Raw genomic sequence first — 17,739 nt, forward strand, 5'->3', positions numbered from 1 at the left:
CTTAAACCTGGGCCGGCTGTCCGATGGTCACGCCGGTGCGGCGGATCTGTTCGCGCAGATTGCCGGGTTCGACCTTGCCGTCCTCGCCGACCTGCACCGGAGCGATATAGGCACCCACGGCGCCGACGTCATCGGCAACGGACTCCGCAAGCAACGCTTTTGCCTCATCGGAGTTGCGCACGATCGCAGCCTCCGACAGGTCGGCGGACCAGCCCTTGCTGGCGGTGCGATAGACCACCGCACCATCCCAGGTGCGATTGGCGGTCACGACCGAGGTACCGGCGATACGGATCTTCTTTTGTTCAAGCGGGGAGGTCATTCGGCTGCATCCAACAGGTCAGAGATGATTTGTTTGGGAGTTTGGCGGCGAAGGGAACCGGCATGCCGGACCACCTCGCCGATGATGAGAATGGCAGGACCGCCATTGGTCCGCCGCACGAGCTCGGGCAGGTCGCGCAGCGTGCCGATCGCGGCTTGCGCATCGGGCCGGGTGACGCGGGCGAACACACCGACCGGCGTCTCCGGCGAACGGCCGGCCGCGAACAGGCCGGCGCGCACGGCAGGCGCGGCAGTCATGCCCATGTAGACCACGACGGTCATTTTCGTATCGGTCAGTGTCGACCAGTCGACGGTTTCGGCATCGCGCGCCTTGTGCGCGGTGAGGAAGGTGATGCGCGTGGCTTCATGGCGGTAGGTGAGCGGCACCTCGAAATCGGCGGCGCCGCCGATGCCGGCGGTGATGCCGGGAATGATCGAATAGGCGACGCCCGCCGCCCGCAACGCTTCAACCTCTTCGCCGCCGCGGCCGAACACGAAGGGATCGCCGCCCTTCAGCCGCACGACGCGCTGGCCGGCCTGTGCGGCCTCGATCATCCGCCGGTTGATGGCGTCCTGGCCGATGCCGGGCTTGCCGACGCGGCGGCCGACGGGAACGCGCGTGGTGTCGCGACGGATGCGGTCGAGAATCTCTACCGAGACCAGCTCGTCATGGAAGACGACATCGGCGTCCTGCAACGCGCGCAGCGCCTTGATGGTCAGAAGATCGGGATCGCCGGGGCCTGCGCCGACCAGCGTGACGGAGCCCTCCGGCTTGTCGGCGCGCGCGAAGGCGGACGGATCTGAAACAGCCTTGAGTGCCGCATCCGCCTCATCCTTGCGGCCGGCGAGCACGGCGGCGCCGATCGGACCGTCGACCACGCGCTCCCAGAAGCGGCGGCGCAACGGAAACTCGGCGATGCGCTCGTTGATCGATTTGCGGAAGCCGCCGATGAACTCGGCAAGCTCGCCGATGCGGGCCGGCAGCAGCGCCTCGATCTTTTCGCGCACGCGCCGCGCCACCACCGGCGAGGTGCCGCCGGTGCCGACGGCGACCACGACATCGCCGCGATCGACGATCGCCGGGAAGATGAAGCTGGAATGCTCGAGGTCGTCCATGACGTTGACGGGCAGGCCGAGCATCTTGGCGCGCGCTGACATCGCAACGCCGACATCGCCCGCTCCTGCGCAGACGACGGCGATGACGCCAGCGAGATCGGCGACAAGCGGATCGCCGGCATCGAATTCAATGTGCGCGGTGCCAGCATCGCCGAGGTCATGATTGCGGTCGATCGCATGCACGCGAATGCGCGCCCCGGCGGCCGCGAGCACGCGCAGCTTGGCGCGCAAAAGCTCGCCCGCGCCGATGAGGACCACCGGACCGGCCTTGAGATCGAGGAACACCGGCAAGAACCGCATGCGATACTCGTTTCCCCCAATTCGGGGTTGACTGGAATTATTTTCTATATATGTGTCGTTTCGAGCGCGCAAAGAGAAAATTTTTTCTTCTCTTCTGCGCTGCGACTATAGAATTTTCGCCTCCAAACGCAAAGTGGCAGAGATGCATCTTCTCAAGGACGATTCCGCAGCTGACGGACTGAGCAGCCCGGCGCTCGCCGAGCGCGTGCGCGCGCAAGAATTTTCTGCCGACCTTGCTCCGAGTATGGACCATCTCGACCAGCTTGAGGCGCAGAGCATCTACATCTTCCGCGAGGCCTTCGCCCGGCTGAAGAAGATCGCGCTCTTGTGGTCACTCGGGAAAGACTCCAACGTCATGATCTGGCTGGCGCGGAAGGCGTTCTTCGGCCGCATGCCGTTCCCTGCCCTTCACGTCGATACCGGCAAGAAGTTTCCGGAGATGTATCGCTTCCGCGATCACTACGGAAAAGAGTGGGACCTCGACCTTCGCGTCGAGCCCTGCCCGCCGATCGATGCCGTCGATCCGACCCTGCCGCCGGCCGCGCGCTCCGCCGCGCGCAAGACCGAAGGCCTGAAAATGGCGCTCGGCAAATTCGGCTTTGACGGCCTGATCGCCGGCATCCGCCGCGACGAGGAGGCAACCCGCGCGAAGGAGCGCGTGTTCTCGCCGCGCGGGCTCGAAGGCAATTGGGACGTGCGCGACCAGCCGCCGGAGTTCTGGGACCAGTTCAACGCCTCGCCGCCGCCGGGCGCGCATCTGCGCATCCACCCGATCCTGCATTGGACCGAGGCCGACATCTGGGCCTACACCAAGCGCGAGAACATCCCGATCATCCCGCTCTATCTGTCGCAGAACGGCAAGCGCTATCGCTCGCTGGGCGATCAGGACATCACCAATCCGGTCGCGTCGACCGCATCAACCATCGACGAGATCCTGATTGAGCTCGAACAGACCAAGGTGCCGGAGCGCGCCGGCCGCGCGCTCGATCACGAGACCGAAGACGCCTTCGAGCGTCTGCGCGTCGCCGGCTATCTCTGATCCCTGAGGACGCAACGCGGCTATGAATATGATCGTCACCACGGCTTCGCCCGCTACCCCGAACGGCACCACGCGTCCGCAGGTCCGCATCGTCATCGTCGGCCATGTCGACCACGGCAAGTCTACGCTGGTCGGCCGGCTGCTGCATGAGACCGGCAGCCTGCCCGAGGGCAAGCTCGAAATGCTGCAAGCCGTCAGCGCGCGGCGCGGCATGCCGTTCGAATGGTCGTTCCTGCTCGATGCGCTGCAGACCGAGCGCGACCAGGGCATCACCATCGACACCACGCAGATCCGCTTCCGCACCAATTCGCGCGACATCGTGCTGATCGACGCGCCCGGCCACGCGGAATTCTTGCGCAACATGATCACCGGCGCCTCGCAGGCCGACGGCGCGGTGCTGATCATCGACGCGCTCGAAGGCGTGCGCGACCAGACCCGGCGGCACGGCTATCTCCTGCATCTGCTCGGCGTGAAGCAGGTCGCGATCGTCGTCAACAAGATGGACCGCGTCGACTTCGCCGCCGATCGCTTCAAGGCGATCAGCGACGAGATCTCCGCGCATCTCAATGGCCTCGGCGTGACGCCGACCGCGATCATCCCGATCTCCGCCCGCGACGGCGACGGCGTTGCGACGCGCACCGACCGCATCGGCTGGTACAAGGGCCCGACCGTGGTCGAGGCGCTCGACCGGCTCGAGCCGGCGCGCCCGCTCGAGGCGCTGGCGCTGCGGTTGCCGGTGCAGGCGATCTACAAATTCGATGACCGCCGCATCGTCGCGGGCCGCATCGAATCCGGCAGCCTCATCGCCGGCGACGAGATCGTGATCATGCCGGCCGGCAAGATCGCGAAGATCAAGACGGTCGAAAGCTGGCCGGTGACGCCGGTCGCGACCCGGCAGGGCGCGGGACGCTCGGTCGGCATCACGCTCGACCGCGAGCTGTTCATCGAGCGCGGCGACATCATCGCGCATGCGGGCACGGCTCCGCGCGAGACGCGCCGGCTGCGCGCGCGCATCTTCTGGCTGCACGACAAGCCTCTCGCCAAGGGCGACCAGCTGCTGGTGCGCTGCGGACCGAAGGAAAGCCGCGCCACCGTGGTCGCGATCGAGAAGGCGGTCGATCCCGGTGAGCTCTCGAGCACCGAGAACAAGGCGATCGGCCGCAACCATGTCGGCGAGATCGACATTTCACTGTCCAATCCGATCGCGACCGATCCCTACACCGAGAACCCGCGCACCGGCCGCCTCGTGATCGAAGTCTCCGGACGCATCGCCGGCGGCGGTCTGGTGCTGTCGGTGGATGCCGGCCAGCGCGCCGTGCCGGTCGACATCGTGCCGGTGGAATCGGCGCTGCGGCCCGACGAGCGCTCCGCGCGCTATCGCCACAACGGCGCGGTGGTTTGGCTCACCGGCCTGCCAGCCTCCGGCAAGTCGACGCTGGCGAAGGCGCTGGAGCGGCGGCTGTTCACCAACGGCGGCTCGCCCATCCTGCTCGACGGCGACACGCTGCGCGCCGGGCTCAACAGCGACCTCGGCTTCTCCGCCGCCGACCGCAGCGAGAACATCCGCCGCCTCGCCGAAGTCGCAACGCATCTGGCGCGCAACGGCCATATCGCGATCGTCGCCGCCGTCTCGCCGGCCCGCGAAGACCGCGCTACGGCACGTCGGATCGCCGACACCACGTTCCGCGAGATCCATGTCGCAACGCCTGCGGCCGTGTGCGAGGAACGCGACCCCAAGGGTCACTACAAGAAGGCCCGCTCGGGTGCGCTCGCTTCGTTCACCGGCATCGGCAACGACTACGAGACGCCGCAGGCCGCCGAGCTCGTCATCGACACGTCCGCGCGGACGGTTGCGGATGCGGCCGACGAGATCGAGCGGATGTTGAAGGAGACCGGCGTGCTGTTCGACGAGATGGTCGATCTCGCGGCGAATATTTGAGTCTGTCCTATTCCCAATCTGTCGTCGCCCGGCTTGATGTGCGGACCGGGCGACCCAGTATTTCAGAGACAGCGTTGGGATACCAAGAGGCCGCGGCGTACTGGATTCCCCGCTTTCGCGGCAAATGACAACGGTGCGTGGGGCCGCCCGCACCTCACCTTGACATTTTGACAAGCGTTTAGGGGCCTTCTCACGGCCCTGGTTTTGGGGCTAATAGGGCCCCGAAAGCCGCCCTTTATGGGCGCATTTTGCTGCTGACGGGTCAAAAGCAGGCAAAAACAGCCATTTCCAACGAGAAAGCCCATCATGAAACGCGTCGACGCCCACGGATTGAAGATCGCCCCGGTCCTGTTTGATTTCATCGCGAAGGAAGCGGCCCCGAAAACCGGGATCGCGCCTGACGCGTTCTGGGCGGGGCTTGCCGCCATCCTCAAAGATCTTGGGCCGAAGAACCGCGCGCTGCTGGCGGTACGCGATACGTTCCAGGCCAAGATCGACGACTGGCACCGCGCCAACAAGGGCAAGCCGTTCGACATCAACGCCTATACCGCGTTCCTGAAGGAGATCGGCTATCTCCTGCCCGAGCCCGCGACGCAGAAGGTCGAGACGGCCAATGTCGACGAGGAGATCGGCAAGATCTGCGGTCCGCAGCTCGTCGTGCCCCTCACCAATGCACGCTACGCGCTCAACGCGGCGAACGCGCGCTGGGGTTCGCTCTATGATGCCTTCTACGGCACCGATGCGATTCCGCATGATCCTTCCGAGAGCGGCAAGGGTTACAACAAATCGCGCGGCGACAAGGTGATCGCCAAGGCCAAGGCGTTCCTCGATGCCGCCGCACCGCTGGCGACCGGCAGCCACACCGACGTCACCGCCTACAGCGTGGTCGCCGGCCAGCTCGCGGTGAAGCTGAAGAGCGGCAATGCCACCGCGCTGAAGAACGCTGCGCAATTCGCCGGCTTCCAGGGCGATGCGGCCGCGCCCTCCGCGGTGCTGCTCGTCAACAACGGCCTGCATGTCGAGGTCAAGATCGACCGTAGCAACACGATCGGCAAGGACGATCCGGCCGGGGTTGCCGACATGATCATGGAGGCCGCGGTCTCCACCATCCTCGACATGGAGGACTCGGTCGCCGCGGTCGACGCCGAGGACAAGGTGCTGGTCTATCGCAACACGCTCGGCCTGATGAATGGCACCCTCTCGGCCGATTTCGAGAAGGGCGGCAAGACGCTGACGCGCTCGCTCAACACCGACCGCAGCTACAAGACGCCGGACGGCAAGGGCGAGGTGAAGCTGCACGGCCGCAGCCTGCTGCTGATCCGCAATTGCGGTCACCACATGTTCACCGACGCGGTGCTGGACGAGAAGGGTGAGGAGATTCCGGAAGGCATCCTCGATGCCGCCGTCACCGGCCTGCTTGCGATCCATGACCTCAAGGGTCTGTCCAAGAGCAAGAACAGCCGCACCGGGTCGGTCTACATCGTCAAGCCGAAGATGCACGGACCGGACGAGGTGACGCTGACCTGCGAGATCTTCAGCCGCGTCGAGAAGATGCTGTCGCTGCCGGAGAACACGCTCAAGGTCGGCATCATGGACGAGGAGCGCCGCACCACCGTCAACCTCAAGGCCTGCATCCAGCAGGCCTCCAAGCGCATCGTCTTCATCAACACCGGCTTCCTCGACCGCACCGGCGACGAGATCCACACCTCGATGGAAGCGGGTCCGATGATCCGCAAGAACGAGATGAAGGCGCAGCCGTGGATCAAGTCCTATGAGGACTGGAACGTCGACATGGGCCTGATCGACGGCCTGCCCGGCCACGCCCAGATCGGCAAGGGCATGTGGGCCGCGCCCGACAAGATGGCGGACATGCTGGCGCAGAAGATCGCGCATCCGCAGGCTGGCGCCACCACCGCCTGGGTGCCCTCGCCGACCGCCGCGACGCTGCACGCCCTGCACTATCACCAGGTCAACGTCATCGCGCGCCAGCAAGAGCTCACCAAGGGCGGACCGCGCGCCAAGCTCTCCGACATCCTCACCATTCCGGTGTCGAAGTCGAACTGGGCGCCCGACGACGTCAAGCAAGAGATCGACAACAACTGCCAGGGCATTCTGGGCTATGTCGTACGCTGGATCGACCAGGGCGTCGGCTGCTCCAAGGTGCCCGACATTCACGATGTCGGCCTGATGGAAGACCGCGCGACCTTGCGCATCTCGAGCCAGCATCTCGCCAACTGGCTGCACCAGGGCGTCATCACCGAAGCGCAGGTGATGGAATCGCTGAAGCGCATGGCTGTGGTTGTCGACAAGCAGAACGCGGGCGATGCGCTCTACAAGCCGATGGCGCCCGCCTTCGACGGCGTCGCCTTCAAGGCGGCATGCGATCTCGTCTTCAAGGGCCGCACGCAGCCGAACGGCTACACCGAATACATCCTCACCGCGCGCCGCCGCGAGGCCAAAGCCGCGGGCTGATCGGGCGAAAGGTCACGGCGCGCGGCGGAACGGCCGCGCGCCGATCGCGTTGTCCGGCCATCAACTGATTGGAGATGGCCATGGACTGGAATCGCATCGAAGGAAACTGGAAGCAGTTCAAGGGTTCGGCCAAGGAGAAGTGGGGCAAGCTCACTGACGATGACCTCAAACTGATCGAGGGCCGTCGCGAGCAGCTCGAAGGCCGGCTCCAGGAGCGCTACGGCAAGGCCAAGGATCAGGTTCGTCAGGACGTCGACGACTGGCTCAAGTCGCTGCACTAGGGCGCGATAATGCAAACGAAGCCCCGGCTCACGCCGGGGCTTTTTTGCTCGTAGCCCCGCTAGAACACCGTGAGATATTTCAGCAGCGACACGACGCCGATGATGATGACGATGATGCGCGCGATCTGCTTGGCGCGGCCGTCCATCGGCAACATGTTGATGAGATAAAGAACGAGAATAACGACGAGAAAGGTGACGAGTACGCCGATCAACATCGCAAAGCCCCCTTCAGGCAATTCCTAACGATGTCCTAACGCGCACCCCTCGCTCCCGGTTCCATATCCGGCAACCCCTTACAACTTCTGGTAAATACGTACTTCTACCGGCGGGCCCGCTGCCTAAAATTTTACCCTTTTGCTTCGGAATGCCGAAACCGTTCGGGGCAAGCCGCGAGCGGCACGCGATTGCAGATCACGAGCGCCCTCCCTGTTTTCCTTCATTTGCAGTTGGGAGTGCCCTTAACGAAGCTTGGAATTTGGAATTGGGGGTTTCGATGCTGAATCGTCTGACCGTGTCCGCGCTGCTGAAGGCAGTGATAGCGATCACGTCGGTCTGCGTGGTGATTGCGCTCTCGCTCACCGCCTACGAGTCCTGGGACCGCCTCGCGACCGCGACCCGCATCTCGCACATCGCTTACGCCTCCGCCGACCTGTTCAAGGCGATGCACAATCTGCGCACCGACCGCTCGACCACCACGCGGCTCCTCAACGCGGCCGAGCCGATGGATCCCACAATTGAGAAATATCTGCGGGACCTGCGCGATGCGCAGATGCCCGCGATGGCGCGCGCGCTCGAGCTGCTGCCGACCCTGGACTTTCCGCAATCGGGCACGCTAGTGCCGGAGCTTGCCCGCCTCTACAAATTGCTGACGGAGGAACAGAAGCAGTTCTGGGAGGAGGTGGCGAAGCCTAAGGACCAACGCCGCGCTGCCTTGTCCAAGGAATATATGGAGACGACGCAGGGCCTGCTCGACACGCTCGACAAGCTGTCGAACATCCTGGCCGCGACCGTCAACCACCAGGACGCCGCGATCGACCAGTTGCTGTCGATCAAGCAGAACGCCTGGCTCTTGCGCAACACGGCGGGCGAGGCTTCGCTGATCGTCTCGACCGGGCTTGCGGCCGGCAAGATCACGCCGGAAGGCCGCTACGCCTATACCCAGTATGTCGGCGGCACGACGGCGATCTGGAAGGCTCTGGAGTTGTCGACCTCGGGCATGCAGTTGCCCCCGGCGCTCGCCTCCGCCATGGCGGCGGCCAAGACCGGCTATTTCGATGCGCAATATCTGGCCTTGCGTGATCGTCTTGCGGACACGCTGGTCAAGGGTGAAAAGGCCGAGATGACGGCGAACCAGTGGAGCCCCGTGACGGTCGGCCGCATGGCGAGCGCGGTCGCGGTCGCGGAAGCCGCCCTGGACGCCGCCGGGACCTACACGCTGGAGCAGCGCGGCGCCGCGCAGCGCGCGCTGATCGTGCAGCTCGTTCTGCTCGCGCTCGCGCTCGGCCTTGCCGTAGGTGCGATCATGCTGGTCAGCCGCCGCGTCATCCATCCCCTCAACAACATCCGCGACGCCATGCTGAAGGTCGCCGGCGGCGACCTCACCGTCGACAGCGGCCATCTCGACCGAAGGGACGAGATTGGCGCACTCGCCGGCGCGCTGGAAACGTTCAAGCAGCAGGCCACCGACAAGCTGAAGATCGAGGCGCATGAGCGCGAGCGCAACGCGGGCGCAGCAGTGCGCCAGCGCGCGGTCGAGGCCTATGTCGGCGAATTCGAGGGCGCGGTCCGCAAGACGCTGGCCGAGCTCGGCGAAGCCTCCGGCGCCATGCGCAAGACCTCTGGCGATCTGTCGGCCGTGTCGCGCCAGACCAACGATCGCGTCCAGGTCGCCGGCAAGGCCTCCAATGACGCTTCGATGAGCGTCGACAGCGTGGCGGCCGCGGCTGAAGAGCTCAGCGCCTCCATCAACGACATCAGTCAGCAGGCCGCCCATGCCGCAGGGATCGCCGGCCGCGCCGTCGGCCAGGCGCGCGAGACCGACGGCACCGTGCAGGGCCTTGCGAAGTCGGCGGGGCGTATCGGCGAGGTCGTCGGCCTGATCAACACCATCGCGGCACAGACCAACCTGCTGGCGCTCAACGCCACGATCGAAGCGGCCCGCGCCGGCGAGGCCGGCCGCGGCTTTGCGGTGGTCGCTTCCGAAGTGAAGTCGCTGGCGAGCCAGACCGCGAAGGCGACGGAAGAGATTTCCGAGCAGATCGCCGACATCCAGAAGGTGGCGGGTGACGCCATCAACGCGATCCAGGCGATCGGCGGCATCATCGGCGAGGTGAATGAGGTCGCCACCGCCATCGCCGCCGCCGTGCAGGAACAGGGCGCGGCGACACAAGAGATCACCCGCAGCACGCAATATGCGGCGCAGGGCACCCGGAACGTCTCCGACAACATCACCGGCGTCAAAGCCGACGCCGACGCCGCAGCCGGCGCCGCCGAGAATGTGAAGCAGGCCTCCGAGCTGCTGGAGACCCAGAGCCGCCAGCTCGGCCAGCAGGTGAGCGACTTCCTCGGCAAGATCAGGGCGGCGTAAGGCTGTGGGTTGCAGGTAAGCGGCCACAAGCCCCCGTGTCGTCCCGGCGAAAGCCAGGACGATGATGAGACGCCGCCCCCAATCGTTAACGACTCCGTAATTTTACGGCAGCGCCACTGTCTAAGTTTTTACCCTTTTCGGGCCAAATGCGCCCAGCGCGCCTGCCAGGAGGCATACGCGCAGTGCGTGCATCCCTTGGTTCTCGAAGTTCGTGGGGGCTGCCGTTGGGGGCCACGAACTTCGAAACGTACCGGGGTGTCCCATGCTCAATCGCTTGACCGTATCTTCGCTGCTGAAGGCAGTGATCCTGTCCACCGCGCTCGTCGTGGACGTCGGATTCTCGCTGAATGCCTGGAGCTCCTGGACCCGGCTGCAAGCGACCAATCGGATCGTCGCGATTTCGGCAGCCTCGGCGGACGTGTTCAAGGCAATGGCCAACATCCGCGCCGACCGCTCGACCAGCAACCGGCAACTCACGTCCGATATCCAGATGGACAAGGACATCGAGACATATATCCGCGACATCCGTAACGACCTGATGCCGGCACTGGCCCGCGCGATCGAGATCCTGCCTTCGATCGACCTCCCGCAGCGCGACGCGATGGTCGCCGACCTCGACCGGTTCAACAAGGCGCTGCTCGCGGCGCAGGCGGAATTCTGGACCGAGGTCGCCAAGCCAAAGGCGTCGCGCCGCACGGCGCTCGCCAAGGAATACACCGACAGCGAGGACGGGTTGATGGCGATCCTCGAAAAGCTGTCGCCCCTCCTCGCCGCAAGCGTCAACCACCAGGACCCGACCATCGACCAGCCGCTGATGATCAAGCAGATGGCCTGGCTGCTGCGCCTGAACGCCGGCGAATCCTCGCTGATCGTCGGCAACGCACTCGGCAGCGGCAAGATCGCGCCTGAGGTCCAGCTCGCCTATACGAAATGGGTCGGCGGCACCGCGACCGCCTGGAACGCGATCGAGCTTGCCGCTACCGGTATGCAACTGCCGCCGGCGTTGAGCGCGGCGATGGCAGAAGCCAAATCCGTCTATTTCGACCCCCAATATGGGAGCACGCGTGACGGCATCATCGCGGCCGTCGCCAAGGGTGAGAAGCCGTCGATGACGGCCAATCAGTGGAGCCCCTATTCGGTCAACCGCATGATGACCGCGGTGAAGCTCGCCGACGCCGCGCTTGCTGCCGCCAAGGACCATTCGGCGGCCCAGCGCGCGACTGCGGTGCAGTCGCTGATCGTCAATACGGCACTGCTCGCGATCGCAATCGCCCTGACCGGCGCCGCGATGCTGGCGGTGAGCCGCCGCGTGATCACGCCGCTGCACCGGATCCGCGATGCCATGCTGAAGGTCGCCGGCGGCGACCTCGGCGTCGACAGCGGCTATCTCGACCGTCACGACGAGATCGGCGCACTCGCCGGCGCGCTGGAAACCTTCAAGCAGCAGGCGATCGACAAGCTGAAGATCGAGGCGCAGGAGCGCGAGCGCAATGCCGGCGCCGCTGCGCGCCAACGCGCGGTCGAGGCCTATGTCGGCGAATTCGAGGGCGTGGTGCAGAAGTCGCTGGGCGAGTTGAGCGATGCGTCGGCCGAAATGCGCAAGACCTCGGGCGAATTGTCCGCCGTGTCGCGCCAGACCAATGAACGCGTCGAGGTCGCGGGCAAGGCGTCAAACGACGCCTCCGGCAGTGTCGAAAGCGTCGCCGCCGCAGCCGAGGAGCTCAGCGCCTCGATCAACGACATCAGCCAGCAGGCGGCGCATGCGGCCGGCATCGCCAGTCGCGCCGTCAACCAGGCGCGCGAGACCGACGGCACCGTGCAGGGGCTGGCGCAATCGGCCGGCCGCATCGGCGAGGTCGTCGGCCTGATCAACAGCATCGCGGCACAGACCAATTTGCTGGCGCTCAACGCCACGATCGAAGCGGCGCGCGCCGGTGAGGCCGGTCGCGGCTTTGCGGTGGTGGCTTCCGAGGTGAAGTCGCTGGCGAGCCAGACCGCGAAGGCAACGGAGGAGATCTCCGAGCAGATCGCCGACATTCAGAAGGTCGCGGGCGACGCCATCAGCGCGATCCAGGCGATCGGCGGCATCATCGGCGAGGTGAACGAGGTTGCCACTGCTATTGCCGCCGCCGTGCAGGAGCAGGGTGCGGCCACGCAGGAGATCACCCGCAGCACGCAATATGCGGCGCAGGGCACCAAGAATGTCTCGGACAACATCACCGGCGTGAAAGCCGACGCCGACACCGCCGCCGGCGCGGCAGAGAACGTCAGGCAGGCGTCCGAAATGCTGGAGACCCAGAGCCGGCAGCTCGGCCATCAGGTCAGCGATTTCCTCGGCAAGATCCGCGCGGCGTAGGGTACCCAGCCATCACACTCTCGGTGTCGTCCCGGCGAAGACTGGGCGACGATCAGCACGTAAAGCTGAGTCCCTCCCCCTACTCCTTCGCGACCACCGGCAGGTGGCGGAATTTGGCGCGGACCTTCTCCGGCAGCGGGGAGAAGTTCATTGCGGCGCCGCTGCGATCGCTGGCGTTGCGGTTGGCGACGACGAGGCCGTCCCGGCCCGCGACGATGTCGCCCTTGCGCAAGGTCGGATCGTCATCGACCTTGACCGGCGCGAGCCCGACCGCATCCCTGCCGTTACAGGTGCAGCCCGCCACGATCTCGTTGCGGTAGCGGAATGCGTTCGGCAGGTCGGAATAGGACTTTCCGCTGTCGGTCGCGGCGTCGTCGATGTTGCTGCCATAGACTAGCGAGGTTTCGGCGGCCGGACAAAAGTTCTTGCAGGATTGCGCCTTGCTCTCGGCATCATTGCCCTGCGCCGGAAAGTAGCGGCCGTCGCAACTGCGCACGCAATAGGCCGCGCCGCCATCATAGCTGGCGCGCGAGCGCGGCGTCTCGTAACGCGGCACGTCGTCGGTCGGGAACGGTACCCGGATCTGCGGCGGCGGCCGCATCCGGAAGCCGCCGAACAGTGCCGAGAAGAAATCCTGCGCGCGCGCCGACGGGGTCGGCGCCAGGCCGAGAGACACGACGGTAAAGAGTGCCGCGATCCAGGCCGGTTTGCCGATCGAACGTCTATTCATGCAGCCTCATATGCTCTTCAGTTCACCGACGACGTCGCGATGCTCAGGGCCTGGCGGCCCGAAGGCAGCGTCGTCGCCGCCGGTCGCTTGCGCACGGCATCACCGCTCCTGTCGCCCCCCTTGTCGCCACCCTTGGCCATCAGCGGCGCGCTCTTCGGCAGCACCACCACCCTGGCGCCGACATTGACCCGGCCGAACAGATCGATGACGTCCTCATTGGTCATGCGGATGCAGCCGGAGGAAACGAACTTGCCGATCGTGCTGGGATCGTTGGTGCCGTGGATGCGGTATTCGCTGGAGCCGAGATACATCGCGCGCGCGCCGAGCGGATTGCCCGGGCCGCCGGCGACGAAACGCGGCAGATAGGGCTGGCGCGCGATCATCTCGGCCGGCGGATGCCAGTCCGGCCATTCCGCCTTGCGCGCGACGCTCTGCACGCCCGACCAAGTGAAGCCGTCGCGGCCAACGCCGACGCCGTAGCGGATGGCGCGGCCATTGCCGAGCACATAGTAGAGGTAGGTGTTGCCGGTATCGATGACGATGGTGCCGGCCGGCTCGCTGCGGTCGAAGCTGACGATCTGCTTGCGCAGGCGCTCGGGCAGCGCGGCATCCTCGTCGACGGCCTGAGGCGCTTGGTTTGTGTAACCCCGCGAATAGCCTTGGTCCTGCGGATATGCCAGCGGCTGTACCGGCGCATAGCCGAACATCTGCGCGTGCGCGGCGCCGAACGGCACGGTCAACAATGCTGTCGCGAAGGCAAGAGCGGTGGCGGCGCGCGGCGAGAAGCGGCGGCGGACTGCAGATAACTTTGTCATGTGCTGCCCCGTTGGATGTGTGCATCTGGGTGATGCGGTGCTCCAACAAACGCCCGCGGACCGACTCAAGTTCCGCGAACACTTGCGGCGACGTCACAGTCAAGCGAGCGCTTGTTCACGAAGGCGCGACGGAACCCGCGCGCTGCTGACGCGTTCTCACTCTACCAATGGGCGCGGAGCAGATTTCCCGTGCGGGAGAGGTATTGTGCGCGTCCTTCCCAGTGAACGTCTGATCCCCGGCAACAGCGAAGGCGCACCGCTTCCCGACAGCCACAGTGAGCTGCCGCCCGTCATCCGTCGCACCGAGTTCGTCGCCTTCGCGCTCGCAGGATTACTGGTCATTGCGATCGCGACCGTGCTCTATGTCGGCAAGGCGTTCTTCCTGCCCGTGGTGATGGCCTTCGTCACCGGCACCATGCTGTCGCCGGCTGCAAACTTCCTGGAGCGGCAGAAGGTGCCGCGCGCGCTCGGCGCAGTGCTGATCGTCATAACAGTGACCACTCTGGTCGCCTTCGTCGTCGCGCTGATCGCCTCGCCCGCGATGGAGTGGAGCTCGCGCCTGCCGGAATTGGGCGCGCAGCTGAAGGACAAGCTGCACGTCTTCGACCGGCCGCTGGCGCTGTGGCAGGAGCTGCAGGCCATGGTCGGCGGCGGCTCGGAAGCGCTGCCGAGCTTCCAGATGCCGAAATTCGAATGGGTGCAGCCGACGCTGGAATTCCTGTCGCCGACCTTCACCGAATTCCTGCTGTTCTTCGCCACGCTCATCCTGTTCATCGCGAGCTGGCGCGACCTGCGGCGGGCGCTGATCATGACGTTCAGCGACCGTGATGCGCGGCTGCGCACGCTCCGCATCCTCAACGAGATCGAGGACCATCTCGGCAGCTACCTCCTGACCGTGAGCGTCATCAATATCGGCCTCGGCATCGCCACCGGAATCGTCTGCGCCCTCACCGGCATGCCGAATCCGGCCGGGCTCGGCGCGCTGGCGGCGACGCTGAACTTCATCCCGATCATCGGTCCGATCGCAATGTTCGCCGTGCTCGTCGTGGTGGGGCTCGTCGCCTTCCCGACCATCAGCGGCGGCCTCGTCGCCGCGCTCGCCTTCGGCGGTATCGCCTTCCTGGAAGGCCACTTCGTCACGCCGACCATCATCGGCCGGCGGCTGGCATTGAATGCCCTGGCCGTTCTGCTCGCGCTGGCATTCTGGACCTGGATGTGGGGGCCGATGGGCGCCTTCCTGTCGTCGCCGCTGCTGATCGTCGCGCTGATCGTGAAGGAGCATCTGATGCCGGCGGACTCGCCGCAGCTGCCGCAGGCGTGACCGGGTTTCCGCGGCGGAACTTAGCCGATGACGAAACGTTTCCCGGTCATCTCAGCCGCCAACAATTCGGAGCTTCTGATGTCAACGACCGAAGCCGGAATGAGAGACTGGACCGACAAGGCCACCAGAGAACGCCTCGAGAAGGATGTAGCAGCCGTGAAAAGCGATATCGCAGCCCTCACCGAACAGATCACCGACGCGCTCAACACCTTCGCCAATTCAGCCGGCAAGCAGGCGCGGCGCGGCTATCGCCAGGCACGCCAGAACGTGGATTCGGCGATGGATGACATGTCGGAGCGCAGCAGCGCGATGATGGACGCGGCGCAGGACGCCTATGGCTCGATCGAGGAGACGCTGGAGGACGCGATCACCCAGCGCCCGCTCGCAACCGTCGGGCTCGCGCTCGGTATCGGCTTCCTGATCGGCCTCGCCTGGCGCCGCTGACGATGCGGGGTGACCGTTCGGGTGACGGCGGCGCGCCGCGCCGCCGCGGCTGGCTTGTGGGCATTTGAGGAGCAAGACCATGTTTCAGCGTATCGTTGACAGCATCAGCGCGTCGACAGGCACGACGGTACGGCTGACGTCCCTCGCCGCCGGCGCCGCATTCGCACTCTTCATCACCACATGCTTCCTGTGCGCGGCAGCATTCATATCGGTCCTGGAAAAATATGGTCCCGTGCAGGCATGCCTCGCCGGCGCCGGCATCTTCTTCCTGCTCACCGTGGCCGCAGCGGCGACGTATTGGGGCTACAAGCGGGCGGTGCAAAAGCGCGCCCGCATCGCCGCCGAGCGCGCCGCGAAGTCGGCGGCGCAGAGCATGCTGACCGACCCCATGCTGCTCGCGACCGGGCTTCAGATCGTCCGCGCCATCGGTATCAAGCGGCTGCTGCCGATCCTCGCCATCGGCGGCGTCGCGCTCGGGATCATGGCGAGCCGCGGCGGCGCAGCGGAAGACGCCGCGGCCGAGCCGGCCGAGTAAGCGCTGGCGGAAAATTCAGATCAGAATCATCCCGCGGGGATCAGGTCACGCAGCGGCCAGGCTGCAGCAGCTTTGCGACCTCGGTCAGCGAGCTGACCATCGGCTCGCAGGCGATCGTCGGCTTGCTGCGGCCCTGCTTCTTCAGCAGAGACGGCGGGGGCTTGGCATTGCTGGCATTGCCAGCCTCGATCACCGCAGGAACCCGCAACAGGACCGACGTATCGGCGAGATCGTTGAGCCGCATCGATACGGTGCGGGTCGGAGTCGCGGCCGGCTTCAGCTCGGCGGCCCGGTCTGCCTTGCCGGCACGATTGACGATATGACTAGGCTTGTCGGAAATGGCCTGCCAGCGGCTGGCAAGGTCATGGCCGGAGGCGAATTGCACTGCACCAAGCGTCGCGGCAATTGCGACGGCGCCCAAAAATACTTTGTGAATCTGTGACATTATTGTTCGTCCCTCGCCCCATGGCGATCGGCGGAACAACGCTGCCGGAATGTCCGGGGTTCTCGGGCGCTACGATCACTTAACCGTGTGCGAAAAAAATCGCGCGGCTCAAAAAAATCGCGCAGCTCAAAAAAAAATTTGGATCGGGCTTGGAACGACTTTCGCGGCCGGGAGTCGTCTCAACAGCCGGTTATTCCCCCCTGCCCCATAAACCGGCGACGTAGGGCGCGACTGTGGTGATGCCAGTCGCGCCTTACTTTTTTCTGCGGTTTGTTTTTTTTGCGGTTTGCTTTTGCCCCAGCTTACTTCGCCTTCCCCGCGAGCCACTCCTGCCCTTCGGCATAGAGCTTCTCGACTTCGGCGCCGACAAGGCCCGGCATGTCGCGCTTGACCTTGTAACCGATCAGCTCCTGCATGTAGGCGAGGTGGCGATACCCCTCGGGCAGCGCGGCCAGAGCCTGCGCATCGAGGGGGAGGATTGCCGAAGGATCGACCGGATCGATCCGGTCCTTCTCGTAGATCGGCTGGCGGCGAACAATGCCCCACTTGCTTTGCCGCTTCTCCAGGAAATCGTAGAAGCGTCCGGTGCAGACGACGTCGCAGAGCACGTCGTGGACCGGCGCGCGCTGCGAGATGGTCATCTTGGTCTGCGCGATGGCGCGCTCGCCGGAAAGATCGATGCTGGTGCCGCCGAGGAAATGCAGGATGCGCACACCTTTGGCGAATCCTTCCTGGCTGACGCGGATGAAATCCCGCGCCGGGCCCTGAAACCAGGTGGCGGACATCCAGCCTTCCTCGTGCCAGACGGTGGCAAAGCGCTCCCAGTCGCCGGCATCGCGCCAGACCGCCCAGTTCTCGACGAGGTCGCGGATGGCAAGACGATCGAGCAGCGGCTGGTCCATGGATAGATCTCCCATTGCGTCGCCGCCGCAACGCGGCTGCTGCACGACGTATGAGCAATCCATTCGGCGCCCGTCAAGCGCGGCAAGCCGCCAGGAAGAACCCGGCAAGAAAAGCCGGCAAGAAAAATCCGGCGCACCC

General features: G+C 65.3%; 16 protein-coding genes. 9 read left to right on the forward strand and 7 right to left on the reverse strand.

Annotated features, from left to right (window positions below):
- Nucleotide 1 precedes the first annotated feature (1 nt).
- Both K289_RS0124230 and cysG read right to left on the reverse strand, forming a co-directional pair.
- Nucleotides 2-319, reverse strand: coding sequence for a DUF2849 domain-containing protein (locus K289_RS0124230; RefSeq protein ID WP_027553919.1), 318 nt, complete (start codon nt 317-319; stop codon nt 2-4).
- Nucleotides 316-1,734 carry a siroheme synthase CysG gene (gene cysG / locus K289_RS0124235; protein ID WP_027553920.1) on the reverse strand — a complete coding sequence of 473 codons (1,419 nt, stop codon included), beginning with the start codon at nt 1,732-1,734 and terminating at the stop codon, nt 316-318. The genes K289_RS0124230 and cysG overlap by 4 nt, the downstream gene beginning before the upstream one ends.
- Before the next feature lie 244 nt (nt 1,735-1,978).
- Between cysG and cysD the strand changes: the two genes are divergently transcribed.
- From cysD to K289_RS0124255, 4 genes are all read left to right on the forward strand, one after another.
- A complete protein-coding gene (gene cysD, locus K289_RS0124240) occupies nt 1,979-2,773 on the forward strand; it encodes a sulfate adenylyltransferase subunit CysD (RefSeq protein ID WP_027553921.1) in 795 nt (264 codons plus the stop codon).
- A 22-nt stretch (nt 2,774-2,795) separates the two neighbouring features.
- Nucleotides 2,796-4,712 carry an adenylyl-sulfate kinase gene (gene cysC, locus K289_RS0124245; RefSeq protein ID WP_027553922.1) on the forward strand — a complete coding sequence of 639 codons (1,917 nt, stop codon included), beginning with the start codon at nt 2,796-2,798 and terminating at the stop codon, nt 4,710-4,712.
- Nucleotides 4,713-5,018: 306 nt separating this feature from the next.
- On the forward strand, nt 5,019-7,184 hold the full coding sequence (locus K289_RS0124250) for a malate synthase G (protein ID WP_027553923.1): 2,166 nt from the start codon (nt 5,019-5,021) through the stop codon (nt 7,182-7,184).
- Between the two features lie 80 nt (nt 7,185-7,264).
- A complete protein-coding gene (locus K289_RS0124255) occupies nt 7,265-7,465 on the forward strand; it encodes a CsbD family protein (protein WP_027553924.1) in 201 nt (66 codons plus the stop codon).
- Between the two features lie 59 nt (nt 7,466-7,524).
- Here the strand turns inward: K289_RS0124255 and K289_RS50665 are convergent, their stop codons facing one another.
- Entirely contained in the window at nt 7,525-7,680 is a 156-nt protein-coding gene (locus K289_RS50665) for a Thivi_2564 family membrane protein (protein ID WP_145927457.1), read from the reverse strand.
- A gap of 278 nt (nt 7,681-7,958) precedes the next feature.
- Between K289_RS50665 and K289_RS0124265 the strand changes: the two genes are divergently transcribed.
- Together K289_RS0124265 and K289_RS0124270 are read left to right on the forward strand one after the other, a co-directional pair.
- Nucleotides 7,959-10,052 carry a methyl-accepting chemotaxis protein gene (locus K289_RS0124265; protein ID WP_027553925.1) on the forward strand — a complete coding sequence of 698 codons (2,094 nt, stop codon included), beginning with the start codon at nt 7,959-7,961 and terminating at the stop codon, nt 10,050-10,052.
- Between the two features lie 262 nt (nt 10,053-10,314).
- The gene (locus K289_RS0124270; protein WP_027553926.1) at nt 10,315-12,408 is read left to right on the forward strand and encodes a methyl-accepting chemotaxis protein; all 2,094 of its coding nucleotides are present in this window, start codon (nt 10,315-10,317) and stop codon (nt 12,406-12,408) included.
- A 79-nt stretch (nt 12,409-12,487) separates the two neighbouring features.
- Here the strand turns inward: K289_RS0124270 and K289_RS0124275 are convergent, their stop codons facing one another.
- On the reverse strand, nt 12,488-13,138 hold the full coding sequence (locus K289_RS0124275) for a DUF2865 domain-containing protein (protein WP_027553927.1): 651 nt from the start codon (nt 13,136-13,138) through the stop codon (nt 12,488-12,490).
- Between the two features lie 17 nt (nt 13,139-13,155).
- The gene (locus tag K289_RS0124280; RefSeq protein WP_027553928.1) at nt 13,156-13,953 is read right to left on the reverse strand and encodes a L,D-transpeptidase; all 798 of its coding nucleotides are present in this window, start codon (nt 13,951-13,953) and stop codon (nt 13,156-13,158) included.
- A 205-nt stretch (nt 13,954-14,158) separates the two neighbouring features.
- On the opposite strand from K289_RS0124280, the gene K289_RS0124285 reads away from it, so the two are divergent.
- The 3 genes from K289_RS0124285 (at nt 14,159) to K289_RS0124295 (ending at nt 16,253) form a co-directional block, all read left to right on the forward strand.
- On the forward strand, nt 14,159-15,274 hold the full coding sequence (locus K289_RS0124285; protein ID WP_027553929.1) for an AI-2E family transporter: 1,116 nt from the start codon (nt 14,159-14,161) through the stop codon (nt 15,272-15,274).
- Nucleotides 15,275-15,352: 78 nt separating this feature from the next.
- Nucleotides 15,353-15,718, forward strand: coding sequence for a YqjD family protein (locus K289_RS0124290; RefSeq protein WP_027553930.1), 366 nt, complete (start codon nt 15,353-15,355; stop codon nt 15,716-15,718).
- 79 nt (nt 15,719-15,797) lie between these two features.
- Entirely contained in the window at nt 15,798-16,253 is a 456-nt protein-coding gene (locus K289_RS0124295) for a hypothetical protein (protein WP_027553931.1), read from the forward strand.
- Between the two features lie 40 nt (nt 16,254-16,293).
- Here the strand turns inward: K289_RS0124295 and K289_RS0124300 are convergent, their stop codons facing one another.
- Nucleotides 16,294-16,698 (reverse strand): hypothetical protein, encoded by a 405-nt coding sequence (locus K289_RS0124300; RefSeq protein ID WP_027553932.1) that lies wholly within the window; start codon nt 16,696-16,698, stop codon nt 16,294-16,296.
- 302 nt (nt 16,699-17,000) lie between these two features.
- Entirely contained in the window at nt 17,001-17,600 is a 600-nt protein-coding gene (locus K289_RS0124305) for a nuclear transport factor 2 family protein (protein WP_027553933.1), read from the reverse strand.
- Nucleotides 17,601-17,739 lie beyond the last annotated feature (139 nt).

The sequence above is a fragment of the Bradyrhizobium sp. Cp5.3 genome (assembly GCF_000426265.1).
GTDB classification, from domain to species: domain Bacteria; phylum Pseudomonadota; class Alphaproteobacteria; order Rhizobiales; family Xanthobacteraceae; genus Bradyrhizobium; species Bradyrhizobium neotropicale.